Source organism: Vibrio ziniensis, from assembly GCF_011064285.1.
GTDB lineage: Bacteria > Pseudomonadota > Gammaproteobacteria > Enterobacterales > Vibrionaceae > Vibrio > Vibrio ziniensis.
Genome location: NZ_CP049331.1, coordinates 2,239,314 through 2,263,196 on the forward strand (window position 1 = coordinate 2,239,314; position 23,883 = coordinate 2,263,196).

Here is a 23,883-nt window from a genome sequence, read left to right on the forward strand (position 1 = left end):
TAAGCCTGCATAATAATTATAAGGGAGCACACTAAAACTGCTGATTTATTTCAACTTTTATGCCACTGCCAAGCTCAGCGATATCACTTTCTCCGAACCAATCTCCCTCACGAGTTGCAACATTACCATCAGAATCTATCCGAACTCGTACTATCAGTGATTGTAAATCAGACAACTTGCGTCCCTGCATCATACTGTTTGAATCATCCAAAATAACCGTAAATGGGAAACTGCCTAATGGGTATCTTGCTGCTGCAATTGGCATCGGAGCGCCATCAGCAGAATGCACTGAGACAATCACAACACCTTGCTGAGGAAGTACTACCTCGTTACCTAGCGAAATGGTGACTGAAACAGCATGATCATCCAATGTTGCAGGTTCCATCTTGGCTTTCGCACTAGCAATACTACGTGACAACATTTCATAGCGAGCATCATTTGGTCCTACCATCTCTTGCATTGATTGCCAGTGTTCAATGGCCGTTGCAAAATCTTGGCGCTCAAAAGCATCAAAGGCTAGAAGCGAATACACTCGTAAATCAACATAGTCACCTTTCAACATTTTGTTGAGCAGTGAACGAGCACTTTGCTGATCCATCTGGTCATTAGAAAGCATCAAAGCCTGTGCATAGCCTAATTTTATGTCACCATCTTGAGGTTCAAGAGCGTAGGCTTTCTTCATTGAACCAATCGCCGTTTCCATATCACGATTAGCCAAACCAATACGACCTAACAATAACCAACCTGTCGAATCTTGCGGCTCATAATGCAAGCGTGTTCTTAGCGCTAGCGTTAAGTCTTCCATTTCTTTATCAGTCAGCTCAACGCCTTGAGGATTCATCAGCTTTTTTGACAATTCTGGAAGATTCTGGCTGATGTCTTGCCAGTGCTTCACTTTCTGATAGTTGCCAAACGTCGCATACAAACCGTAGCTCAACGCCACTACCAGAACCACTGAAGGTACGAGCACCATCATTGTCGATAAAGAACGCTCTTCCCCCTTACGAGGCACGTTTGGAATATCATCCAACAGAGATTGCTTAAGATCAGCGACTAACTCGTGCTGATCTTCGACTAAACCTTCATCCGCTTCGACAGCAAGTTCTGCTAAACGGTCTTTATAGAAAGCTTTATTGAGTTCATCACGTAACGCAGCATCGTTGTTAACTTTTGGTTTTAGTAAGGGAATAGCAACAAAGACACATGCAATGACGACAAGAATTAGCGTTAACACCCAAAATAAAGTCATTCTTGCTTGTCTCCATCTTTATCTTCTTCTAGTAAGGCTTTTAAACGTTGTTCTTTGCTCTCATCCCAATCAATCGCTTGAACATTTCTACTACGACGCTTGGTGCGGAAAATAATCATCGCTAAGCCAACAACCAGTACAGATATCGGTGCTAACCACAATATTGCCGTACTTGGGGTTAAGGGCGGGTTATAAGTAACAAAATTTCCATATCGAGCAATCATGTAATCAACGATTTCATCTTTCGATTTACCTTGCTTAGTCATCTCATAGACTTTTTGGCGTAAATCCTGAGCAAGTGCTGCGTTGGAATCAGCAATAGAGTTATTTTGGCACTTTGGACAACGCAGAGTGTTACTCAATTCGTGAAACTGAGCTTCCTGGGCTTGGGTATCAAAATCATAAACATCAATCGCAGCAATCACCGAAAAAGACAGTAAAACAGATGAAACTAAAGCGAATAACTTAGCTCTCATTTCTTCGACTCCTGCAATAGTTGCTGATATATCGGTGCCAGTGTTTGTTTCCAGTTTGTTGGATTTACATCCCCAACATGGCGGTAACGAATTACACCATTAGCATCAATCAAAAAAGTTTCAGGAGCACCATAAACACCGAGATCGAGACCTAACATACCATTGCCGTCAAATAGGCTGATCAGATAGGGATTACCTAACTCGTTTAGCCATTGCACAGCTTTATCGCGTTGGTCTTTGTAGTTTAAGCCGATGATTTTCACATCTTGTTTTGCAAGCTCATTTAAGTATTGATGCTCGGCATAACAAGTTGGGCACCAAGTTGCCCACACATTAAGAAGCAGAGGCTCGCCACGAAATATTGCCTGGTCATAAAGTTTGCCTGGTTCTGCGAGATCTTCTAGGCGAAACTCAGGTACGGCTTTGCCAACCAGAACAGACTCCAGTTTTGTTGGGTCATCACCACCCGCATTCCTCACAAGTTGCGTAGTGAAAATCGCAACAAGACCAAGAAAAACAATCAAAGGAATAAATAATATTTTTTTGTTCATTTAAGCCTCCTTCACTGCTGTTTTTCTAAAACGGTATCGCTTATCACTGATTGCAAGAATGCCACCAATAACCATCAATAAACCACCCGCCCAGATCCAGCGAACAAACGGTTTGTAGTACAAACGCACCGCCCATGCATTGCTGTCATCCAAACGCTCGCCCATTGCGATGTAGAGATCTCTTGTTAATCCACGATCAATCGCAGCTTCAGTCATCATTGACTTCGCTGTATTGTAGAAACGCTTCTCTGCATTCAATGTATTAATGTATTTACCGTTCTTGGTTACTTCAAACTGAGCAATATAACCATCATAGTTCGGACCGCCTCGGTCAAGTAACCCTTTGAAATAAAAGTCGTATTCATTAAGTTGGAAATGTTCACCCGGTGCCAAACGCACGTCACGTTCAATACTGTAATTTTGCACCATAGCGATACCAATGATGGTTACTGCCAAACCGATATGGCCTAACACCATTGACCAATGACTACGATGAACCTGCTTCACGCCGACCATAAAGGTATGTCTGTGGGTAGCGCGTTGGTAAATTTCGAAACCATGCAGCAGAATAATCCACCAAGCCATTACCCAGCCCATAAATGCCAGACCAGTAAAATGCTCAGCCGTCGCGAAAACAAAGGCTGCCGCCAAAACTAAAGAGGCTATCGCGCAGATAATTAAAGGTTTGATTACGCCAGATAGATTATCTCGCTTCCAACGCACCAGAGGACCAATACCAAGTAATAAGGCAAATGGGATCATAAGCCAGCTAAACAAGCTATTGAAGAATGGCGCACCAATCGATACAGAGCCCAGACCTAACTGTTTATGAACCAATGGCAGCAACGTACCAATAAGAACCACAACCAGCGCAGTGATGAGTAATACGTTGTTTGCTAGCAGCGCGTTTTCTCGTGATACCAGCTCATAATTACCCCGAGCTCTTACTGACGCACCTTTCACCGCAAACAGCAGTAAAGAACCACCGATAACAAAGACAAGGAAGCCTAGAATGAACATACCGCGAGCAGGGTCTGAAGCAAACGCGTGCACTGAAACCAAAATGCCTGAACGAACTAAGAATGTACCCAGAAGGCTTAACGAAAACGCAGAGATAGCCAGAAGCACGGTCCAAGCCTTAAACGTACCGCGTTTTTCTGTCACCGCAAGTGAGTGAATGAGCGCAGTACCTGCAAGCCAAGGCATGAACGAAGCATTTTCAACGGGATCCCAGAACCACCAACCACCCCAACCGAGTTCGTAATAAGCCCACCAAGAGCCAAGCACGATACCCAGTGTCAGAAATAGCCAAGCAGCGGTCGTCCAAGGACGAGACCAGCGAGCCCATGCAGTATCAAGACGACCGGTCATCAGTGACGCTATCGCAAAAGAGAACGCAACTGAAAAGCCAACATACCCCATGTATAACATCGGTGGATGAATGATTAAACCTGGATCTTGTAGCAATGGGTTCAAATCACGACCATCAATAGGGAAATAGGGCAGAGTGCGTAGGAATGGGTTTGATGTGACTATGATAAACAGCAGGAAACCCACTGAAATCATACCCATAACAGCTAATACGCGCGCGACGGACTCTTGTGGCATACCGCGACTAAAGCTTGCCACAGCCACTGTCCAAGCGGCCTGAATTAATACCCAAAGTAACAGAGAACCTTCATGTGCTCCCCAAACCGCAGTTAAACGGTAATACCAAGGAAGAAGGCTATTCGAGTTACTTGCTACGTATTTCACCGTGAAGTCATTGGTATAGAAAGCCCAAAGCAAAATACCAAATGACAATAGCAGAAACGAGAACATACCCCATGCTAATGGGCGAGCAGAGTTCATCAGCAAGGTGTTGTTGCGAGAAGCCCCAACCAGAGGTAAAAGGCTTAGCAGTACCGCTAAACCTAAAGAGACAATAAGGGCAAAATGACCAATTTCTGCAATCATTGACCACTTCCTTGTTTTTGTTCTGACGTGTAAGTCAGCGGTGCATGGTTCTTCTCCATAGCATCTGCAATTTCGGGTGGCATATACTCTTCGTCATGCTTCGCTAATACTTCGAAAGCTTCGACTGTCGTTGCATCGACTAATACACCTTGAGCAACAATGCCCTGCCCTTCGCGAAACAGATCTGGAAGGATACCGTCATACACCACCGTTACCGATGGACCAACATCATGCAGTAAAAAGCTAACTTTTAGAGAATTAGGATCACGCTTGACAGAACCCATAGTAACCATGCCGCCAATTCTTAAACGCTGGCCAACTTCAGGCTTTTTACCATCCTTACCATTCACGAGTTCAGTCGGAGTATAAAACAGATCCATATTTTGGCTTAATGCATAAAGAATCAAACCTGTCGTGGTGCCTAAACCAATAAGAATAGCGAGGACGATACTGAGCCTCTTTTTACGTCTTGGGTTCACAGTGTGTTCTCCATATGTTTAGCCGCTTCGATACGCTCTTGACGTTTAATTTTATTTCTTACTTCTTTCATTAGCGCTTTACTGCGATTGATGCTCATAAACCATAAAACGGCCATTGATAAATAGGTAATACCAAAACCGCCCCACACATAACTGGCGTAGCCACCCATTGCAAAAAAGTCAGACCAAGTTTCAAAATGCATGGTTAATCCCCTTTCTCAGATTGGGCAAGTTCGATCACCCAAGGACGGTGGCTCTCTTTACTGATGATTTCGTTTCTCAAACGAGCAACAGTCAAAGCTCCAAAGAAGAAGGCAAAGCCGAATATATTTAGAAGCAACGGCCATAACATACTTGCAGAGATAGAAGGCTTCTCAAATTTAGTAATCGTCGCGCCCTGATGAAGCGTGTTCCACCATTCCACAGAGAAATGGATAATTGGCAGGTTAATCACTCCCACAATAGCAAGAATACCAGCCGCTTTCGCGGCGGTTTTCTGATCGTCAAAGGCATGATAAAGAGCAATGACACCCAGATAGAGGAAAAGCAGTATCAACTCTGAAGTTAAACGAGCATCCCAAACCCACCAAGCACCCCACATGGGTTTGCCCCATACAGCACCAGTGATTAGCGCTATAAAAGTGTAAACCGCACCAATGGGTGCCATGGCTAGAGCTGCCATGTTAGATAGTCTTACCTGCCAGACAATACCGATAAATGCAGCAATTGCCATCGACATATAAGCTCCCATCGACCAAATTGCTGATGGCACATGGATATAGATAAGTCGAAAGCTATCACCTTGTTGGTAATCTGATGGGGCAAAGGCAAGACCCCAGACAGTACCGGAGGTCAAACAGGCGAAAGCTAAAACAGCGAACCACGGAAATATCTTTCCACATAACTGATACGCAGATTCTGGCTTAGCGTAGGGATGGAGCCATTTCCACATTATTTATCCTCACTTTGCTTCTAACACTTAACTTATTGCTGTTAAGTTTTTTATGTACATTTAGGCTAAAAATACAAATCTAATAATATAAGTTAGTTAACACTTACTCGTAGCGCAGCACTAATGGCAAAAGGTGTTAACGTCATTGCACCTACCAGCATAGCGGCTAATATGGCGAGTTGGCCGTTATAAGCCATGCCTAAAGAAGCGGCATCTATCGCTGATGTGGCAAAAATTAAAATAGGTATATACAACGGCAAAACAACCAGACTAAGCAATACACCACCTTTTTGCAGGCCAACGGTTAATGCTACGCCAATTGCACCAATAAAACTAAGTGTTGGGGTACCTAGTAATAGAGTGCCCACGACTCCCAGCCAAGTGTCGAGATTTAATGACAGCAAAATAGCTAGAAGCGGACTAATCAATATGAGAGGAACACCTGTCAGTAACCAATGAGCAAACACTTTAGACAAGGCAACTACAGATAATGGCACTGGCATAATCATCATTTGCTCAAGGGCACCATCTTGGAAATCATCGCGAAACAGACGCTCTAGTGAGAGCAATGCGGAAAGCAGAGCAGCTACCCATACAATTCCCGGCGCAATACGTGATAAAAGACCCGGCTCAGGGCCAATACTCAGAGGGAAAAGGGTAATGACGATAATAAAGAACCACAATGGGTTAAAAATATCTGCCTGACGTCGGAATGCGATAAGGAGTTCACGCTTAATGATCATCGCCATAGTTGAAAACATTAGGCGTCTCCTAGTTTGATTTTGCGTAACTTGTCATGGTCGGCAAACATATCTTGATGAGTGGTTAAGATAACGATACCGCCGTTTTCAGCATGCTTTAGAAACAGCGCTTCCAGTACTTTCACACCTTGTTTATCAATGGCTGTTAAGGGTTCATCCAGAATCCATAGTTTCTGTTCACTTAACCATAATCTCGCCAAAGCCACACGGCGTTGCTGCCCTGCTGATAATTTAGCTACTGGAACATCTTCTCGCCCTACTAATCCAACCTGTACTAATGCTTGGTAGATATCATCTTTGTTGCTTTTCGATGAGTGAACAGATTGATAAAAATGAAGATTCTCAAATGCGGTAAGTTCACGCTTGATACCCGTTTGATGTCCCAAAAACAGCAGATCCGAATGATAGCTCTCTCTGTCTTCTTCGATATTCACGTTATTCCAATAAATCTCACCTGCATCTCGGTCAGCAAGCCCCGTGATAATACGAAGTAGCGTGGTTTTACCCGTACCATTTCGACCTTCAATCTGAACCAGTTCGCCTGCGTCAATATTGAATGATAGATGCTCAAACAGCACCTTTTCATCACGGATTGCAGTGAGATTGTTAACTTCCAGCATGAGCTTCTATATAACAAATTAGGGGTTGCTATATTAACACACCACCGTTTAGACAAAATAGAAGAAGGGTATTACGAATCACGAAACTAAGTAAGAATCTGTTAATTTTTAGCGATTTGTTTTTTCTTTTACCACTTTGTGGTTACAAATGGGTATTTGCTAAAACGAAAAAAGGAAGCTGTATGCTTCCTTTTTACTTATGAGCTCTTAATTAACGGGATTGTTTTCTGACTGGCGGTCTGTTAGGAACTACTCGTGTTTTACCTTCTGGATGACTCGATAATGGCGGAATCGCCTCTTTGCCTTGCAATTTGTTCTGCAAAGACATCATCAGCTCAGCTTCGGCTTTTGGTAACTCGCATTCTTCAATTAATTCATTGAGATCAGCGCCCAGTTTCACCATTTTGCTCGCTCTACTGTATAAGCGAGCGTCAGTGTCAGCATTTTCAAGCTCTTTCAATCTGTCGTTTAAGTGCTTAATAATGTCTTGCTGATCGTTGACTGTTTTTCCGAGTCCAATAACAACCGAGCGTACCTCTAGCATTTGTTTGCTAACTTTTTGCTGCTCTTTATCGGCATTTCGAAGTTGTTGCCTGAAATAGTCTGCTTGACGGACCATGGCTCGGCGCAGGCTAACCCATACCAAGCCAATCAGCATTACGATCAGTGCAACACCACCTGCTAACAAGGGAGATGCATAAGACATCAACTCATTCATTATAGATGAGCCATTTCATCCCATTCATCATCAGAAAGCAGTTTGTTCAGGTCAACCAAGATGAGAAGTTTGCCGTCACGGTTACTTACACCTTGAATAAACTTAGAGCTTTCATCAGTACCAACACTTGGGGTGGTATCAATTTCAGAAGAACGTAGATATACAACTTCAGCAACGCTATCTACAAGGATACCAATCACTTGACGCTCAGATTCAATGACAATAATACGAGTATTATCACTTGTTTCACCCGGCATCAGACCAAAGCGTGCACGAGTATCGATAACAGTTACAACGTTACCACGCAGGTTAATAATACCCAAAACATAATCTGGCGCACCTGGTACAGGAGCGATTTCAGTGTAACGAAGTACCTCACGCACTTGCATTACGTTGATGCCATAAGTTTCTTCTTCTAGTTGGAACGTCACCCACTGAAGTACTTCATCCTTCGAGTGTTCTTTTCTAACTTCGACTCCGTTAGCTTGAGACATACCTTTTCCTCTCTAAGTCGTTACCGACAAAATAATATTTTATCCAGAGCTATTTATCTAATGCTTTTACATCAAGCCCTGCATTTAGCATAGCTATCAATGCTTCAACATGAATCAAAGCACACATTTTTTCTTTAACCATACCAGCAAGCCAAGGGCGTTTACCTACTTGCTCTCGCCAGCGAATCTTTTCACTGCTTAGCGTTTCTGTCCCCAACAGCTGAGAACATGCTAAACCCCACATGCTCTCACCCAACATAACAATATATTGGTACGCCTCTTTATAACTGTCATCACGCAGTTTTTCAGCCATGACCCACTTGGCAGTATCTACGACATCAAGCTGAGAGTCACGGTTAGTTTGTAAACCTAAGTACCATGCTGGACGACCAATTAAATGGTTGAGTTCAGCTTTGCGATGAATTCCACCCAGCTCATCTAAAGGAACAGCGAAAGTCACACCATTTACATCAAAGTATAGAACTTGGAAATTCTGTGCTCTGATAGGCGTTTCCCATGTGCCTAACGCAGCCATACCTGATTGCGTTTGTGGTGTAACCGCAACTTGTTCTTCAACTACGATTTCAGGTGCTATATCTACACTTACTTCTGGTAATTCGACCTCAATCGTTTCAACTTTAGCTTCAAGTTCAACTTCTGTGATGTCAGTTGTCACATCCCATTCTTGAATCTCCTCAACCATAGGTTTTGGTTCTTGAATAATCTGTTGTTCTACCACAGTGGGTTGAGTAGCGACTTGAATATCAATGGTATTTTGTTCTAGCACCTGTTCGAGTTCTGCGACTGGATTGCTAGCTTCCATCTGGCTTAACAAACGCTGAACATCTTCCAGATTAGGCATATCCAGCTCTTGTAAACCGTCTAGCGGATCATCTAAATAGCTTTTTTCTGGAACAGATTGAACCATAGGAGCCAGTTCTAGCTCCTTTTCTACAGGCTGCTCTATCAGCTCTTCTTCTAGAAGAGCTGTAAAATAATCATCTAATGCTTGTTCACTTGATAGTGAATGGCTACTACTCATTGATAGCAAGCCTCTCCAAATACAATAGCAACTGTTTATAAGCAAATACGCCGCGACTACCGTCGGCGAAATGGGATGCGGGTAAGCGCTTCAGACTCGCATCTCTAAATTTTGTATCAATCGGTACTGCTGAAGACCACACTTGATCTGGGTAGTCTTTCTTTAGCTGCATCAATGTCTGCAATGACGCGCGGGTACGTTTGTCATACATCGTTGGCACTATGGTAACTTTGAATTCTCGGCTACGTGACTTTTGCATAATAGCGAGTGTACGAACCATGCGTTCTAAGCCTTTCATCGCCAAAAACTCAGTCTGTACAGGAATAAGAATACGGTCACTCGCTGCCAGAGCATTCACCATCATAACACCCAAAATCGGTGGACAATCGATGAGGACATAGTCATAACGCTGACGCAAAACCATTAGAGCGCGCTTGAGGATCAATCCCATACCGCTGCGGTTGCCCATCACTCGGTCTAATGTCGCCAATGACATGTGTGCTGGGATCAGGTCGATGCCGTCAACATCTGTTTTCAATATTAATGGTTTAACGTTTTGCTCGTTAAATTCTTTTAATTGAAACAAGTCGAATAAGCTGGTTGGAACGCTATCTGAGTCATAGCCCAGATAGGTCGTTAACGATGCATGTGGGTCAGTATCCACTAGCAATACACGTTTTCCCTGTTTACTTAACAAACCGGCTAACGTAATCGTTGTTGTAGTTTTACCTACGCCACCTTTTTGGTTTGCAACGCTCCAAACAATCATTAAATATCCTTATGCAAGACCTACTTCAACCAGCATTCTTTCAGCAATGCGGTCTAGTGGTAGATCTTCAGATGAAATACCTGACTTTGCAACAGCTTGCGGCATACCATAAACCACACAGCTTGCTTCATCTTGTGCCCAAATGGTTGAACCCGCCGATTTCAGCATGCGAGAACCTTCTCGTCCATCAGCACCCATGCCGGTCAGGATCATTGACAAGACTTTGTCGTTGTATACTTTTGCTGCTGAGCCAAACGTCACATCCACACATGGCTTGTAGTTCATACGTTCACCACCATCGAGAATACGAAGCTTTGCAGCACCAGGGCGTCCCTCTAGCATCATTTGCTTGCCACCTGGTGCCAAATAAGCAACGCCTGGACGCAACATATCGCCATCTTCTGCTTCTTTCACCTCGATTTTACACAATGAATTCAACCGACTAGCAAAAGCAGCAGTAAAAGTCGCGGGCATATGCTGAACGAGAACAATAGGATGGGGATAATTGGCAGGCAACTTAGTCAGAATCTTTTGCAACGCAACTGGTCCACCAGTAGAAGTACCAATAGCAGTTAACTGATAGCTTTTACCGGAAGATTTAAAACGTGCCGCTGTCACGGTTGGACGAGCAGCAGGCGTTGCTGGAGCTGACGTTACGGCCGTTCTTGCTTGTGTACGCTCAAATGGACTGGTGGTCGATGCCGCTGTTGAAGCTGCTGCAGGTCGAGCGGTAGCCAATGGGCGACGCATAAAACTCTTTTTCGCCGCAATTTGAATCACGCGTTGCTGCAATAAGCTCACCGCTTCATCACGGTTTCTCGCAATATCTTCAAACTTCTTTGGCAAGAAATCTAAAGCACCCGCATCTAATGCGTCTAATGTAGCTTTAGCACCTTCTTGAGTTAACGAAGAAAACATCAAAATCGGTGTTGGATTAGATGCCATGATTTGACGGACGGCTGTAATACCATCCATCACTGGCATTTCAATATCCATAGTGATCACATCTGGCTTTAGACGTTCAGCTTTTTCAACTGCCTCTTTACCGTTAGTTGCTACATCGATAACTTCAAGGCGTGATTCAGCGTTTATAATTTCGCTTACTCGGCGTCGGAAAAAACTTGAGTCATCTACAACTAATACTTTAATCGCCATAGTTTTCCTTAAATTTTATACTCTTATTTAGACTCTTGAAGCTGCTGCGTAGCGTTTCAGCAGGTCTGGAACATCAAGAATCAAAGCGATATGACCGTCACTGGTAATCGTCGCACCAGCCATACCTGGAGTACCTTGCAGTAATTTATCCAATGGCTTGATAACCACCTCTTCTTGGCCAATTAGAGTGTCGACAACGAAACCAACTCGTTGACTGCCTAACTGAACGATAACGACATGCCCGTGACCTTTACGCGCCTGCACTTTACCCGCTTGTGGTGCTAACCAGTTTTGCAGATAGAAAAGTGGGATCGATTTCTCGCGAACGATGATAGTCAATTGTCCGTCGACAACGTTAGTTCTGCTCAAATCTAAATGGAAAATCTCATTCACACTTGCCAATGGCAGAGCGAATGGATGGCCAGCGATACCTACCATCAATGTTGGTAGAATAGCTAGCGTTAGCGGTACTTTAATCGTGATCTTAGTACCTTTACCTAATTCTGAATCAATATCGATTGAACCATTTAGAGTGTTGATTGCTGTCTTAACAACATCCATCCCCACACCTCGACCTGAGATGTCAGAGATTTTCTCTTTACTAGAGAAGCCAGGCATAAAGATCAGGTTAAAACACTCTTTGTCGGTTAAACGAGAAGCCGCATCTTCATCCATCATCCCGCGCTTAACAGCGATGGAACGTAGCTTCTGAGGATCCATACCCGCACCATCATCAACGATAGCCAGTTCAATATGGTCGCCTTCTTGAGAAGCAGAAAGAATGACTTTACCCGTAGGAGATTTCCCCGACTTGGCACGCTCGTCAGGCATTTCAATACCATGGTCAACAGAGTTACGCACCAAGTGAATTAATGGGTCCGCTAGGGCTTCAACCAAGTTTTTGTCTAGATCAGTCTCTTCACCGCGCATTTCAAGCACGATATCTTTATCTAAGCTACGCGCGAGGTCACGAACCACTCGAGGGAAGCGGCCGAATACTTTCTTAATTGGCTGCATGCGCGTTTTCATCACTGCGCCTTGCAGATCTGCTGTGACTACATCGAGGTTTGCCACCGCTTTAGACATTTCTTCATCGTTGCTATTTAAGCCCAGACTCAGCAATCGGTTACGAACCAAGACTAACTCACCCACCATGTTCATGATGGTATCAAGAGTGGATGTATCCACACGGACCGTAGCTTCCGCTTGTGCCTGTGGTTTCTTAGCCGCCGCAACTTCACGTTTTTCAGCAGGTTCTTTCACTGCTGGAACTGCTGCTTTCTCTGCTGGTGCCACTTTAGGTGCCATGACTTTTGCTGCTGGAGCTTTTGCCGCAACTGCAGGGGTCACAGGCTGTGGGTTAGCAGCTGCTGGTCGAGTGGCTAAATCCAATTCTTCAACTGATGGACCTTTACCTGCACCGTGCAGTTCGTCTAACAGTTTTTCAAATTCTTCATCTGTCATTAAGTCGCCTTCAGCGCCAGCTGTACTTGATGCTGCTGGTTGAATAGGCTTACTCGGAGTGGTGGTTGGTTTAATGGGTGCTTGAGGAACGCTGCTATTGGTCGGGCTCTTACCCTTACCATGAAGTTCATCAAGGAGCTTTTCGAACTCATCATCCGTAATATCACCGCTTAAATCAGAACTCACAGCAACGCTTGGCTGAGCGGGAGTAGGTATAGCAACAGGTTCTGACTTAGCGGTTGGGCTCTTACCTTTACCGTGTAGTTCGTCCAATAATTTCTCAAATTCGTCTTGAGTAATTTCGTCGATTGAATCCGCAGACAATTTGCCCTGTTCAGAGAGAGATTGAACTGGAGCTTCCATCACTGGCTCTTCAATAACCACTTCTTCTACAATAGGCACTTCGACAATGGCCGTTGGCGCATCTTCAGATTCTGGTTTGCATAAGTCATGTAGTTCATCTAGTAACGCAGGATCGGCTGGAGTAAGTGGTTCACCATCTTGAACTGCACGGAATTGTTCATTCACTGTATCAAGTGAACGAAGCATAGTATCCATAAGGCTTGGGGTAACACTGCGTTGACCATTGCGCAGTATATCGAACACGTTTTCTGCACCGTGACAGGTTTCAACCAGTTCAGAAAGCGTTAGGAAGCCAGCACCACCCTTTACTGTGTGGAAGCCGCGAAAAATTGCGTTTAAAAGGTCTTTGTTTTCAGGGTCATTTTCTAACTCTACTAATTGCTCAGAAAGCAATTCGAGGATTTCACCTGCTTCAACCAAAAAGTCTTGAAGAATGTCTTCGTCTAAATCGTAGCTCATACGTTACCCCTAAAAACCAAGACTCGATAATAAATCATCTACTTCGTCTTGAGATGCGACTGCATCTGCTCTCTCATGAGGATTCAATATTGGTCCTTCAGCTTGAGAGGATGCCTTTTTCTCGCTAACTATTTGTTTCTGTTGTTCTGATTGTTCTTTACCAAACGCCGTCAAAATGTCGACCAAACGTTGTTCGACTTCGTTGACCAAAGTAATCACACGACGAATGATTTGACCGGTTAAATCTTGGAAGTCTTGTGCCATCAGTATTTCAGTTAATTGACCACGCAACTCGCTACTGTCACCTTCAACTTGTGACAGCAGGTCATCAACACGATGGCATAACGCTTTGAATTCACTTAACTCGATTTGACCACGCATAAGTTCGTTCCACTGAGGACGAACAAGCAATAATGTTTCATGTAAGCTGTCTGCAATAGGCATACAACGGTCAACAGCATCCATGGTTTTGTTTGCTGCCACTTCCGTTTTTTCTATTACGTAATTCAACCGAGTCCTTGCATCAGGAATCTCATCCTTAGCAATTTCTGTAATTCGATCGTCAATTTGGAACTGCTTAAGTGAATCATGCAGATCTCGGGTCAGTTCCCCGATCTCGTTAAACATCGGGTTACGTTCAGACTCAAAGACTCGCTTTAGAAGTAGATTCGCTTCGTCTTGCAATCCATTCTCTAGCAATTCAACGAGTTCTTTGGCTTGTTCTAATGAAATCATTCTGATGTAGCCTTACACGCGTTATGAATAGAGCACCTTCGTCCTAGCAAAAGTGTTTATAGACGTTCGAATATTTTTTCTAATTTTTCTTTAAGAGTTGCTGCGGTAAATGGTTTAACAATGTAACCATTAACGCCTGCTTGAGCGGCTTCGATGATCTGCTCACGTTTTGCTTCTGCAGTAATCATCAAAACAGGAAGATGCTTCAATTGGTCATCTGAACGAATGTGCTTCAACAGATCGATGCCTTGCATACCAGGCATGTTCCAGTCTGTTACAACAAAGTCAAACTCACCCTTTTTGAGCATTGGCAATGCCGTCAAACCGTCGTCTGCTTCTTGTGTATTATTGAAACCCAAATCACGAAGTAGATTCTTTACGATACGGCGCATTGTTGAAAAATCATCAACAATAAGGATCTTCATGTTTTTATTCAAAATTGCCTCCACTGAGTTCGAAATCAGTGATATTTAGTCATTTTGTGTCCAAGAACTTAACTTTGTTCTTAGACGTTGCATAGATTGGCTTAGTATTTGGCTGACTCGGGACTCACTCACACCAATTACTTCACCAATTTCTTTCAAGTTTAACTCTTCATCATAATAAAGCGAAAGCACTAAGGCTTCACGCTCCGGAAGTGATTTTATTGACTCAACCAATGCTTTACGAAACGATTCATCAGCAACACCTTTGAATGGTGAGTTGTCCTCATCATCATCCAACGGGGAAATAGCGTCGTCCGAAACACCTAAGTCATCAATGCCAACAATTCGAGAACAATTAATGTCGCTTAACACGGTATGGTACTGGTCAAGCGGCATATTTAAGTGCTTTGCGACTTCGGCATCGGTTGGATCTCGATTTAGTATTCCTTCTAATTCAGAGATCGCCTGGCTAATTTCTCGGTTGTGTCTATGAACCGAGCGCGGTACCCAGTCACCGCGTCGAATATCATCGAGCATAGCTCCACGAATTCGAATTCCTGCATAGGTTTCAAAGCTAGCGCCCTTACTCCCATCGTAATTCTTTTGAGCTTCCAGCAGACCAATCATCCCGGCTTGGATTAAGTCGTCAATCAAAACGTTGGGCGGTAATCGTCCAATCAAGTGATGTGCAATACGCTTAACCAATACAGAATATTGCTCAAGAAACAGCTGTTGGCTGTTTAAAGCTCCATATTGATTGTAAGTAAGCGCTTTATTCACCAAATGGTTCCTCTACTGTTTCTGTTCGATTAAGTAGCCGCTCAACAAAAAATTCTAAATGGCCACTCGGCGTTTTCGGTATCGGCCACGTTGTTGCTTTGTTCGCCAATGAGCTAATAGCTAAAGAAGCTGGCGAACGTGGGAATGCATCAACCACGTTTCGCTGTCTCTTCACAGCCTGACGAACATTATCGTCCAGAGGAATACATGCTACGAGTTCAAGACTCACATTCAAGAACCGTTCTGTGACTAATGTCAATTTAGCAAATAATTCTCGACCTTCACGATAACTTCTCACCATGTTTGCAACAATCTTAAATCGTCTAACGTGGTGTTCTCTACTTAAAAGTTTGATCAACGCATATGCATCAGTGATTGACGTTGGTTCATCGCACACTACCACCACTACATCTTGAGCGGCACGAGCAAAGCTGACAACCATATCAGAAATACCGGCTGCTGTATCGACTAAAAGAACATCCATCTCGTCTTCCAGCGTACCAAACGCTCGAATTAAGCCCACATGTTGGGCATGTGACAGTTCTGTCATCGACTGTGTGCCTGAGGTTGCCGGAATAATTTGAATTCCGTGCGGTCCTTCAGTTATAGCATCTTTAAGTTCGCACTCGCCAGCAAGCACGTGCCCAAGGTTACGCTTAGGACGAATACCGAGCATTACGTCGATATTAGCAAGGCCAAGGTCTGCATCCAGCACCATGACTTTCTTGCCTTCGCGAGCCATACAGATAGCCATGCCTAAGGTCACGTTTGATTTGCCCACACCACCTTTACCACCAGTCACGGTAATGACTTTAGTTAGTGATGGCTGAGATAAGCGACGTAAGCCGCTTGCTTGGTCATATATCATTTTATTCGTCATATCTGTACGCCGCCTAGAATCTCTCTGAATCACTATTCCAATAGTGAGGTTCATTTTCTGTCGACTTCTCTAGTAATTCGTTTGCCTTCGCCACCATATATTTAGGCTGAGCAAGCACAATATCTTCTGGAACACGCTGTCCATTTGCGATGTAAGCAACAGGTAATGAGTTTTGCACTACTACACTGACAAACTCGCCTAAGCTCAAACATTCATCGAGCTTAGTCATGATGCAACCCGAAAGAGGAATTCGTCTAAAGTGTTCTATGGTTTCCTGCAATACCTTTCTCTGCGCTGTAGAAGGTAAAACAAGGTAACTATGAATCACTTCTCCACTCTCTTGCATCAAAGTATCAAGCTGTTCGGATAAGCGAACATCACGTTGCCCCATACCAGCGGTATCGACCAAAACGAGTCGGCGATTTCTCAACTGATATATTACTTCGGCTAACTCTTTGGAATCTTTAGCGACTCTTACAGGACAACCCATAATTCTTCCGTAAATCGACAACTGTTCATGTGCGCCGATACGGTAGGTATCTGTCGTTACTAAGGCAACATTGTCAGAACCAAACTCCATTGCAGCACGTGCTGCGAGCTTAGCAACAGTGGTCGTTTTACCCACACCTGTCGGGCCTAGCAGTGCAACGACGCCACCACGTTTTAATATGTCTTGTTTCACCACTGGAATTTGGTCAGAAACCAAGCCTAGTAAGGCTTTCCAAGCTTTAGGTGGTGGTGTATCTTCCGGAATATAACAAGCAAGTTGGTCGGCCAAATCAAGTGACAAACCCATACGCTCTAGACGCTTAATCAGCATTGCTCGCAGAGGTTCACGACGTTCAACTTCTTGCCACATAAGACCAGAGACTTGATGTTCTAAAAGACGACGGATTGAGGTCATCTCTTCGCGCATATTTTCTAAATCTTGCGCAGAAACTTTTGCTTCGTCAGGATGCTGGCGTTCATAGCGAGACGGATCTAAACGCAGTTTGCGTTGATCACGGTTCACTTCTTCTTCCTCAGCCCAACGACTCACCTTAGATTGTGGTGAGCTGGTGTTTTCTCTTTGGCGCTGTAATAAAGCCGATAGGGAATCTTCATTTTCTGCACGGCGCTCCTCCTGCTCAGGCATAGCACCATTGCTATACTGCTTAAGCATATTAGCGAAACGTTGCGTCATCGAACGGCCTTCCGCCGCACTCGCCTGTAGGCTAACACGATCGTCTTCCAGTTCGCGTCGAGCTGGCTGTCGTGTCAAAGATTGAGAAACCTGACTGTTACTGAATCTTGGTTGGGAGCTGTAAGGTTGTTGAGTTCTCTGCTGTGATACAGCTGGAGCCGCTGCGGATGGTTCTCCATCCACTGCCGCCACGATTTCGACACCACCAGCGACTTTTTTATTCGACATGATCACCGCATCCGCACCCAACTCTTCTTTCACTTGGAGCAGCGCAGTTTTCATATCTTTGGCAAAAAATCGTTTTATTTTCAAAGCTGATATCCGTCTTTAACGTGAGGCGAACTAATTATCTAACAACAGTTAATTACCTACCGCCTGCACAATTCGAATTTGTTTCTCGTCAGGTATCTCTTGGTACGAAAGGACACGCAAGTTAGGAATGGTATTCTTCACAAACTTAGCTAGTGTCGAGCGGAGAACACCCGAAGTGAGCAATACTGCTGGCTCACCTTTCAATTCTTGTTCTTGCGTTGCGTGGCTTAATGCCATCTGCAACCTTTCAGCAAGTCCCGGTTCAATACCTGCAGACTCACCGCCAGAAGCTTGCATGGTTTGATGCAATATTTGTTCCAGCTCAGGTATCAAAGTAATAACTGGCAACTCAGGCTCTATCCCATTGATTTCCTGAACGATTAGTCGTTTCAACGATATACGTACAGCCGCTGTAAGGATGTCAGGTTCTTGACTCTTACTTGCATATTCAGAAAGTGTTTGAACGATAGTGCGAATGTCTCGAATTGGAATCGCTTCATTGAGAAGGTTTTGAAGAACTTTCACCACAACACCTAAGGAAAGCTGATCAGGTACAAACCCTTCTATCAGTTTCGGTGTTGAGCGACCAAGCATCTCAAGTAGATTCTGTACTTCTTCATGACCCAGTAACTGGGAAGCATTATTGGTTAGCAGTTGACTTAAATGTGTCGCCAGTACGGTTGATGAGTCAACAACTGTGTACCCTAGAGCCTGAGCATGTTCACGTTGCTCTTCTCGAATCCATACAGCTTCGAGGCCAAACGCCGGATCAAAGGTGCGCTCACCATCAATCATGCCGTACACTTGACCAGGATTGATCGCGAGTTCTTGATCAGGACGAATCTCCGCCTCACCCGCAGCAACACCCATTAAGGTAATGCGGTAACTGTTTGGCGTCAGTTCTAAGTTGTCGCGAATATGGACGGCTGGAATAAGAAAGCCGAAGTCTTGCGATAACTTCTTCCGCACTCCTTTCACGCGTTCAAGTAACTCACCACCTTGGTCTCTGTCCACTAGAGGGATCAGACGATACCCGACTTCTAAGCCAATGATATCAACGGGTTGAACATCATCCCAAGAGAGCTCTTTCTGCGAAGGAGCTTCGCCATCCAAGGTCGCTGGTAGTTTCGTTGATTCTTCTTTAGCTGTTTTCTGTTTGCGTTGAATCCAATACGCAGCACCACCAGCGATTGAAGCCAGTAGCAAGAAAGAAAAATGTGGCATCCCCGGTACGATGCCCATAACACCTAAGATGGCCGCCGTAATCATGAGCGCTTTAGGGTTATCAAACAATTGGAAGATAACTTGCTCACCCATATCCTCATCGGTATTTTGACGCGTTACCATGATAGCTGCGCCAATCGATAACAATAACGATGGGATCTGAGCAACCAAGCCATCACCGATGGTTAATAAGGTATAAATTTCAATAGCATCACCAAAGCTCAAACCATATTGAGCCATACCGATAGCCAATCCACCGATGATGTTGATGAACAAAATAAGGATACCAGCGATGGCATCCCCTTTTACAAACTTAGAAGCACCATCCATCGAGCCATAGAAGTCTGCTTCTTTGGTCACTTCAAAACGACGAGTACGCGCTTGCTCTTGGTCAATCAAGCCTGCGTTCAGGTCAGCATCGATCGCCATTTGCTTACCGGGTAAAGCATCCAAGGTAAAGCGAGCACTAACTTCTGAAATACGCCCCGCACCTTTGGTAACAACCATAAAGTTAATGATCATTAGGATGAGAAACACAACCAGACCAACAGCATAATTGCCACCGATCACGACACTACCAAAAGCTTCAATCACGTTACCAGCAGCATTTCCGCCTTCATGACCTTTCAGCAATACCACTCGTGTTGAAGCCACGTTCAAAGCTAAACGAAGCAAGGTTGCAATAAGAAGTACCGTTGGAAACGCAGCGAAATCCAGTGGTCTACGGGTATATACAGTTACCAATAAAACCACCATAGCCAGAGCTATGTTGAAGGTAAAAAACAAGTCCAACAAGAATGCAGGAATGGGTAACACCACCATACCCAAGGTTGCAAGCACCATAATTGGTGCACCAATCGCTGGCATGCTGCGCTGAGGAATGGAAGGTAATTTATCCGCAAATGGCAGAGTAAACTTCATAGGCCTATAAACTGTTCGCTAATACTAAAATTCAAGAATTCGATTTGCAGCCTCACTGTGCAGCTTACACATTGCACAACTCATAAAGCCGCTAAATGACAATATTTTAGCCTATAGATGCAATTTTTAGTCCATGCTTATGCGCCAAATTAATGGCTGCCCTATGTCTAAGAGCACTCAACCAACCATCGGTGCATATAAAAACAAAAAAGGCCACCTTACGGCAGCCTGATCATATTGAACTAGATTAAGGGTGAATGTTCCAGACAACCTCACCTTTTCTCGCAGCCACATCAAATTCAATACAAACTAATCCGGAAGTCGGAAACATCGGCGCTACCATTCCGGGAACAAACTCAGACACCAGATATCCAACTAATGGCAAGTGAGATACGAGCAGCACTGATTGAAGATTCTCTGATTCGACGCAAGCCGATACGTATTCAAACACATCTTCTGCTTGGCCGTATGGTGTAATGTCATCACACACTTCAACCATATCTGCAGAAAAATGGCGCGAGATCTCTTGCCAAGTTTGCTGAGCACGTAAATATGGACTCACAAACACTTTGTCTACATGTGAGATATTTTTCTGAGTCACACTGGCTCTTGCAACAGCGACAGACTCATTTCGGCCTCTATCCGTCAAGGCTCGCTCTGCGTCACTGGCAGCGTAATGCTGAGCTTCTCCGTGACGCATAATAAAAATTTTCATCTCTTTTACCTTAGTTTTAGGTGCAGTCTGTTGCTGCTTGGGCGCGATTATAATCGCCTTTCACCCAACTTCGCGACCATTTTTGCAGCAATTTGTGAGTCTCTTAAATAAGGCAACTCTCATGCCATCTATCGACTCTCTAACTCTTTTCTATCCCGATTTTTATTTTTAAAGTCGAACGTTAGCGTTAATTTCAAAACTATCAGTCTGTTAAAAAGCTAACGAAAAGACTAAAATAACTCTGAGTTACTAAAAGCTCCCTTTTTATAAAACTCTCATTTTAAAATACCTAGTTCATAAAAACCCGATCTCGTATTTGCGGTAAGTAGTATCAGCGCCATACTTAAGATCCCGTGCTACTCCGGAGATTATCAGTGCACATAAGTCCTAATGATTCAAACCGCTATCGACACTTTACTCTGCCAAATGCGCTGAGAGTTTTGTTGATCCAAGATGAAAGTGCACAAAAATCTGCAGCAGCACTGGCGGTCAATGTAGGTCATTTTGACGATCCGATGGAACGGCAAGGTATGGCTCATTATCTTGAACATATGTTGTTTTTAGGGACAAAGGCCTATCCAAAAGTTGGAGAGTTTCAAAGTTTTATTAGCCAACATGGTGGCAGTAATAATGCATGGACAGGAACAGAACACACTTGTTATTTCTTCGACGTTACAACTAATGCGTTTGAAAAAGCACTCGACCGATTTAGTCAATTTTTTGCCGCACCTTTATTTAATAAAGAGGCTTTAGATAAAGAACGTCAGGCTGTCGATTCTGAGTACAAACTAAAACTGAATGACGATTCTCGCCGGCTCTATCAGGTGCAAAAAGAAACCGTCAACCCGCTCCACCCTTTTGCTAAGTTTTCCGTTGGTAACATGGACACTTTGGGCGATCGTGACGGCAAATCAATACGTGATGAAATTATTGCCTTTCATACTGAGCAGTATTCTTCAGACATCATGACTCTGACTCTAATGGGTCCGCAAAGTCTGGATGAGATGGAACAGTGGGTAAAAGAGAAGTTTTCCAGCATTGAAAACAAACACAAACGTGGCAAATCTATTGCCGAACCATTCGTCACCTCAGAACAAACAGGCATAACCATTCGTGTAGAGCCGTTAAAAGAAATTCGTAAACTGGTGATGAATTTTCCAATGCCAAACGTGGATGCTCATTACCCTTACAAACCTTTGTCTTACTTTGCCCATTTAATCGGTTATGAAGGTGAAGGCAGCTTATTATTAGCACTAAAGGACAAAGGTTGGATCACCTCACTATCAGCCGGTGGTGGTGCTAGTGGCAGCAATTATAGGGAGTTCTCTATCAGTTGTACTCTTACTGCCAAGGGATTGAAAAAGACCGATGAAATCATTCAGGCACTGTTCCAATACATCCGACTCATTACAGAGCAAGGTTTAGATGAGTGGCGCTACCTTGAAAAAAGAGCGGTTTTAGAGTCTGCTTTTCGCTTCCAAGAAACCAATCGCCCAATGGACATCGTCAGCCATCTAGTCGTGAACATGCAGCATTACCCTGCAGAAGATACGATTTATGGAGATTATCTAATGAGAGGTTATGATGAAAACTTGCTGAGAAGTTTTCTGCCATACCTTTCGCCAGAAAACCTTCGTGTCACTATCATTGCGCAAGGGCAACAGTACGATAAAGAGGCCAATTGGTATTTTACACCTTACTCGGCCAATGAATTTACCGAGTTGCAAGCCACTATCTATCGCGCAAATAATAAAACCTGGCCACTTACACTGCCACCTAAAAACCCATTTATCTGCTACGACCTTGACCCAAAGTCAGTCGTAGATGCACAGCTACAACCGCAAATCTTGCAAGATTTGCCCGGTTTCCGTTTATGGCACATGCAAGACGCTGAGTTCCGCGTACCCAAAGGTGTTATTTACATCGCTATAGATAGCCCTCATTCAGTAGAGAATGTCCAAAACATCGTGAAAACACGCCTCTGTGTTGAAATGTTTTTGGATTCTCTGGCGAAAGAAACTTACCAAGCTGAAATCGCAGGTATGGGTTACAACATGTATGCCCATCAAGGTGGTGTGACTCTTTCTATCTCTGGGTTTAGCCAAAAGCAACCTCAGTTAATGGAAATGATTTTGTGCAAATTTGCCGAGCGCAGTTTTAGCCCAAAACGTTTTGAAACCATTAAGCAGCAACTGCTACGCAATTGGCGCAATGCCGCTCACGATAAGCCCATTTCTCAGCTATTTAGCAATATGACCGGGTTATTGCAGCCTAACAATCCACCCTACCCAGATTTACTTGAAGCGTTAGAAACGATTGAAGTTACAGACCTAGCTGAGTTCGTCGATTCAATCCTCGCGAACCTGCATGTAGAGATGTTTGTTTATGGCGACTGGCAAGCACAAGATGCTCATAACATGGCAGAAGTGCTCAAAGATGCGTTACGAGTGAAAGATCAAACTTATGAAGAGTCACTAAGACCACTTGTTATGTTGGGTAACAGCGGTACTTTTCAACGCGAACTCAATTGTGATCAAGACGATTCCGCGGTGGTAGTGTATTACCAGAGTGAAGATACAAAGCCCCGCAATATCGCTCTTTATTCACTGGCAAACCATTTAATGTCAGCGACCTTCTTCCATGAAATTCGAACCAAACAGCAATTGGGTTACATGGTAGGCACGGGCAATATGCCAATGAACCGTCACCCAGGTTTAGTGCTTTATGTACAGTCACCAAATGCAGCGCCAAGCGATCTCGTTTATTCAATTGATGAGTTTCTCAATGCTTTTTATATGGTGCTTCTAGAACTGAATGAGTACGAATGGCACAGTAGTAAACGAGGTTTATGGAATCAAATTGCTACGCCAGATCCTACACTCAGAACCCGAGCACAACGCTTATGGGTTGCAATAGGTAATAAAGACTGGAACTTCAATCAACGAGAAATTGTTCTCGATGAACTCAAACAGCTAAGTAGAACGGATATGATTCGTTTTGTGGTTAACACCCTGAAACCTAGAACGGCCAACCGATTAATAATGCATACATTAGGTAACGTTCATCAGGATTGCGAGCCCCTGCACTTAGGTTTAGAAATTGGCTCAACCGAAGAATTCCAACTTAGACCTAAAGCGTATGACATAGGTTGATCTCTTTTAGTTAAACAGGAGTTGAACCAAATAGCTCCTGTTTAACAC

General features: G+C 43.9%; 22 protein-coding genes and 2 pseudogenes. 1 reads left to right on the forward strand and 23 read right to left on the reverse strand.

The window, feature by feature from the left end:
• Nucleotides 1–31 precede the first annotated feature (31 nt).
• The 23 genes and pseudogenes from ccmI to sixA all read right to left on the reverse strand — a co-directional run bounded on the left by ccmI (nucleotide 32) and on the right by sixA (nucleotide 20,683).
• Entirely contained in the window at nucleotides 32–1,249 is a 1,218-nt protein-coding gene (gene ccmI, locus G5S32_RS10225) for a c-type cytochrome biogenesis protein CcmI (protein WP_165311918.1), read from the reverse strand.
• Nucleotides 1,246–1,725, reverse strand: coding sequence for a cytochrome c-type biogenesis protein (locus G5S32_RS10230; protein WP_165311919.1), 480 nt, complete (start codon nucleotides 1,723–1,725; stop codon nucleotides 1,246–1,248). The genes ccmI and G5S32_RS10230 overlap by 4 nt, the downstream gene beginning before the upstream one ends.
• Complete coding sequence (locus G5S32_RS10235) at nucleotides 1,722–2,276, reverse strand: DsbE family thiol:disulfide interchange protein (RefSeq protein WP_165311920.1); 555 nt, start codon at nucleotides 2,274–2,276, stop codon at nucleotides 1,722–1,724. The genes G5S32_RS10230 and G5S32_RS10235 overlap by 4 nt, the downstream gene beginning before the upstream one ends.
• Complete coding sequence (locus G5S32_RS10240; protein WP_165311921.1) at nucleotides 2,277–4,232, reverse strand: heme lyase CcmF/NrfE family subunit; 1,956 nt, start codon at nucleotides 4,230–4,232, stop codon at nucleotides 2,277–2,279.
• Nucleotides 4,229–4,711, reverse strand: a complete 483-nt coding sequence (gene ccmE / locus G5S32_RS10245; RefSeq protein ID WP_165311922.1) for a cytochrome c maturation protein CcmE — start codon at nucleotides 4,709–4,711, stop codon at nucleotides 4,229–4,231. The genes G5S32_RS10240 and ccmE overlap by 4 nt, the downstream gene beginning before the upstream one ends.
• A complete protein-coding gene (gene ccmD, locus G5S32_RS10250) occupies nucleotides 4,708–4,914 on the reverse strand; it encodes a heme exporter protein CcmD (protein WP_165311923.1) in 207 nt (68 codons plus the stop codon). The genes ccmE and ccmD overlap by 4 nt, the downstream gene beginning before the upstream one ends.
• 2 nt (nucleotides 4,915–4,916) lie before the next feature.
• On the reverse strand, nucleotides 4,917–5,663 hold the full coding sequence (locus G5S32_RS10255; RefSeq protein WP_165311924.1) for a heme ABC transporter permease: 747 nt from the start codon (nucleotides 5,661–5,663) through the stop codon (nucleotides 4,917–4,919).
• 92 nt (nucleotides 5,664–5,755) lie between these two features.
• Nucleotides 5,756–6,424 (reverse strand): heme exporter protein CcmB, encoded by a 669-nt coding sequence (gene ccmB, locus G5S32_RS10260; protein WP_165311925.1) that lies wholly within the window; start codon nucleotides 6,422–6,424, stop codon nucleotides 5,756–5,758.
• Nucleotides 6,424–7,044: a cytochrome c biogenesis heme-transporting ATPase CcmA gene (gene ccmA, locus G5S32_RS10265; RefSeq protein WP_165311926.1), complete on the reverse strand. Its 621-nt coding sequence runs from the start codon at nucleotides 7,042–7,044 to the stop codon at nucleotides 6,424–6,426. The genes ccmB and ccmA overlap by 1 nt, the downstream gene beginning before the upstream one ends.
• A gap of 211 nt (nucleotides 7,045–7,255) precedes the next feature.
• Nucleotides 7,256–7,762 (reverse strand): DUF2802 domain-containing protein, encoded by a 507-nt coding sequence (locus G5S32_RS10270; protein ID WP_165311927.1) that lies wholly within the window; start codon nucleotides 7,760–7,762, stop codon nucleotides 7,256–7,258.
• Nucleotides 7,762–8,256 (reverse strand): chemotaxis protein CheW, encoded by a 495-nt coding sequence (locus G5S32_RS10275; RefSeq protein WP_165311928.1) that lies wholly within the window; start codon nucleotides 8,254–8,256, stop codon nucleotides 7,762–7,764. The genes G5S32_RS10270 and G5S32_RS10275 overlap by 1 nt, the downstream gene beginning before the upstream one ends.
• A gap of 49 nt (nucleotides 8,257–8,305) precedes the next feature.
• Nucleotides 8,306–9,298 (reverse strand): chemotaxis protein CheW, encoded by a 993-nt coding sequence (locus G5S32_RS10280; protein WP_165311929.1) that lies wholly within the window; start codon nucleotides 9,296–9,298, stop codon nucleotides 8,306–8,308.
• A complete protein-coding gene (locus tag G5S32_RS10285; RefSeq protein ID WP_165311930.1) occupies nucleotides 9,291–10,067 on the reverse strand; it encodes a ParA family protein in 777 nt (258 codons plus the stop codon). Before G5S32_RS10285 ends, G5S32_RS10280 begins: the two co-directional genes overlap by 8 nt.
• Nucleotides 10,068–10,076: 9 nt before the next feature.
• Complete coding sequence (locus tag G5S32_RS10290) at nucleotides 10,077–11,222, reverse strand: protein-glutamate methylesterase/protein-glutamine glutaminase (protein ID WP_165311931.1); 1,146 nt, start codon at nucleotides 11,220–11,222, stop codon at nucleotides 10,077–10,079.
• Between the two features lie 27 nt (nucleotides 11,223–11,249).
• Complete coding sequence (locus tag G5S32_RS10295) at nucleotides 11,250–13,508, reverse strand: chemotaxis protein CheA (protein WP_165311932.1); 2,259 nt, start codon at nucleotides 13,506–13,508, stop codon at nucleotides 11,250–11,252.
• Nucleotides 13,509–13,517: 9 nt separating this feature from the next.
• Nucleotides 13,518–14,243 carry a protein phosphatase CheZ gene (locus G5S32_RS10300; RefSeq protein ID WP_165311933.1) on the reverse strand — a complete coding sequence of 242 codons (726 nt, stop codon included), beginning with the start codon at nucleotides 14,241–14,243 and terminating at the stop codon, nucleotides 13,518–13,520.
• A 56-nt stretch (nucleotides 14,244–14,299) separates the two neighbouring features.
• Entirely contained in the window at nucleotides 14,300–14,668 is a 369-nt protein-coding gene (cheY, locus tag G5S32_RS10305) for a chemotaxis response regulator CheY (protein ID WP_042483844.1), read from the reverse strand.
• Nucleotides 14,669–14,713: 45 nt separating this feature from the next.
• The gene (locus tag G5S32_RS10310) at nucleotides 14,714–15,448 is read right to left on the reverse strand and encodes an RNA polymerase sigma factor FliA (RefSeq protein WP_165311934.1); all 735 of its coding nucleotides are present in this window, start codon (nucleotides 15,446–15,448) and stop codon (nucleotides 14,714–14,716) included.
• Nucleotides 15,441–16,328: a MinD/ParA family protein gene (locus G5S32_RS10315; RefSeq protein ID WP_165311935.1), complete on the reverse strand. Its 888-nt coding sequence runs from the start codon at nucleotides 16,326–16,328 to the stop codon at nucleotides 15,441–15,443. The genes G5S32_RS10310 and G5S32_RS10315 overlap by 8 nt, the downstream gene beginning before the upstream one ends.
• Nucleotides 16,329–16,341: 13 nt before the next feature.
• Nucleotides 16,342–17,379, reverse strand: a pseudogene (gene flhF / locus G5S32_RS10320) (flagellar biosynthesis GTPase FlhF); the annotation flags it as partial.
• Between the two features lie 9 nt (nucleotides 17,380–17,388).
• A pseudogene (locus G5S32_RS21690) lies at nucleotides 17,389–17,823 on the reverse strand (flagellar biosynthesis protein FlhF); the annotation flags it as partial.
• A gap of 48 nt (nucleotides 17,824–17,871) precedes the next feature.
• Nucleotides 17,872–19,968 (reverse strand): flagellar biosynthesis protein FlhA, encoded by a 2,097-nt coding sequence (flhA, locus tag G5S32_RS10325; protein WP_165311937.1) that lies wholly within the window; start codon nucleotides 19,966–19,968, stop codon nucleotides 17,872–17,874.
• A 247-nt stretch (nucleotides 19,969–20,215) separates the two neighbouring features.
• Complete coding sequence (gene sixA / locus G5S32_RS10330) at nucleotides 20,216–20,683, reverse strand: phosphohistidine phosphatase SixA (RefSeq protein WP_165311938.1); 468 nt, start codon at nucleotides 20,681–20,683, stop codon at nucleotides 20,216–20,218.
• A 374-nt stretch (nucleotides 20,684–21,057) separates the two neighbouring features.
• On the opposite strand from sixA, the gene G5S32_RS10335 reads away from it, so the two are divergent.
• Complete coding sequence (locus tag G5S32_RS10335; protein ID WP_165311939.1) at nucleotides 21,058–23,835, forward strand: insulinase family protein; 2,778 nt, start codon at nucleotides 21,058–21,060, stop codon at nucleotides 23,833–23,835.
• Nucleotides 23,836–23,883 lie beyond the last annotated feature (48 nt).

What these genes read in the sequence shown, in the direction of transcription:
- G5S32_RS10290 (WP_165311931.1), bottom strand. Translation starts at nt 11,222, where the DNA reads ATGGCGATTAAAGTATTAGTTGTAGATGACTCAAGTTTTTTCCGACGC.
- cheY (WP_042483844.1), bottom strand. Translation starts at nt 14,668, where the DNA reads ATGAAGATCCTTATTGTTGATGATTTTTCAACAATGCGCCGTATCGTA.
- G5S32_RS10240 (WP_165311921.1), bottom strand. Translation starts at nt 4,232, where the DNA reads ATGATTGCAGAAATTGGTCATTTTGCCCTTATTGTCTCTTTAGGTTTA.
- G5S32_RS10300 (WP_165311933.1), bottom strand. Translation starts at nt 14,243, where the DNA reads ATGATTTCATTAGAACAAGCCAAAGAACTCGTTGAATTGCTAGAGAAT.
- ccmB (WP_165311925.1), bottom strand. Translation starts at nt 6,424, where the DNA reads ATGTTTTCAACTATGGCGATGATCATTAAGCGTGAACTCCTTATCGCA.
- G5S32_RS10275 (WP_165311928.1), bottom strand. Translation starts at nt 8,256, where the DNA reads ATGTCTCAAGCTAACGGAGTCGAAGTTAGAAAAGAACACTCGAAGGAT.
- G5S32_RS10230 (WP_165311919.1), bottom strand. Translation starts at nt 1,725, where the DNA reads ATGAGAGCTAAGTTATTCGCTTTAGTTTCATCTGTTTTACTGTCTTTT.
- G5S32_RS10285 (WP_165311930.1), bottom strand. Translation starts at nt 10,067, where the DNA reads ATGATTGTTTGGAGCGTTGCAAACCAAAAAGGTGGCGTAGGTAAAACT.
- G5S32_RS10295 (WP_165311932.1), bottom strand. Translation starts at nt 13,508, where the DNA reads ATGAGCTACGATTTAGACGAAGACATTCTTCAAGACTTTTTGGTTGAA.
- G5S32_RS10315 (WP_165311935.1), bottom strand. Translation starts at nt 16,328, where the DNA reads ATGACGAATAAAATGATATATGACCAAGCAAGCGGCTTACGTCGCTTA.
- G5S32_RS10280 (WP_165311929.1), bottom strand. Translation starts at nt 9,298, where the DNA reads ATGAGTAGTAGCCATTCACTATCAAGTGAACAAGCATTAGATGATTAT.
- sixA (WP_165311938.1), bottom strand. Translation starts at nt 20,683, where the DNA reads ATGAAAATTTTTATTATGCGTCACGGAGAAGCTCAGCATTACGCTGCC.
- ccmI (WP_165311918.1), bottom strand. Translation starts at nt 1,249, where the DNA reads ATGACTTTATTTTGGGTGTTAACGCTAATTCTTGTCGTCATTGCATGT.
- G5S32_RS10235 (WP_165311920.1), bottom strand. Translation starts at nt 2,276, where the DNA reads ATGAACAAAAAAATATTATTTATTCCTTTGATTGTTTTTCTTGGTCTT.
- flhA (WP_165311937.1), bottom strand. Translation starts at nt 19,968, where the DNA reads ATGAAGTTTACTCTGCCATTTGCGGATAAATTACCTTCCATTCCTCAG.
- G5S32_RS10255 (WP_165311924.1), bottom strand. Translation starts at nt 5,663, where the DNA reads ATGTGGAAATGGCTCCATCCCTACGCTAAGCCAGAATCTGCGTATCAG.
- ccmD (WP_165311923.1), bottom strand. Translation starts at nt 4,914, where the DNA reads ATGCATTTTGAAACTTGGTCTGACTTTTTTGCAATGGGTGGCTACGCC.
- ccmA (WP_165311926.1), bottom strand. Translation starts at nt 7,044, where the DNA reads ATGCTGGAAGTTAACAATCTCACTGCAATCCGTGATGAAAAGGTGCTG.
- G5S32_RS10270 (WP_165311927.1), bottom strand. Translation starts at nt 7,762, where the DNA reads ATGAATGAGTTGATGTCTTATGCATCTCCCTTGTTAGCAGGTGGTGTT.